1 protein-coding gene is annotated in these 266 nt (G+C 63.9%); it reads left to right on the top strand.

Annotation, left to right across the window (positions count from 1 at the left end; translation table 11 throughout):
* On the top strand, nt 1-201 hold a 201-nt coding region (locus tag KVT34_RS30365), incomplete at its 5' end, for a hypothetical protein (RefSeq protein WP_217563303.1).
* Nucleotides 202-266 lie beyond the last annotated feature (65 nt).

Here is a 266-nt window from a genome sequence, read left to right as displayed (position 1 = left end):
CCTTTGAAGTTGCCCGGCGGCATCGCGTGGGTCAATGTCTTCGGCCCCGGGGACTTCATCACCGGAGGCACGGGGCTCAGCACTCTCTCGCCGGAGGTCACCGATGCGGAAGTCAACAACGGCATCGGCGACCCGCACAGCGCGCTCCGCTATCTGCGAGCCAGTCCGGTCGCGCGCGTGATTGCGGACAACTGCCGGTGAACCAGAGCACGGCTCCGAAGACGAAGCAACGAACGCTGATTGAGATTGCTGTCTCGGAGTACGAC

Source organism: Paenibacillus sp. GbtcB18, from assembly GCF_019091125.1.
Taxonomy (GTDB): domain Bacteria; phylum Bacillota; class Bacilli; order Paenibacillales; family NBRC-103111; genus Paenibacillus_F; species Paenibacillus_F chitinolyticus.
This window is presented reverse-complemented; position numbering and strand designations above follow the sequence as displayed.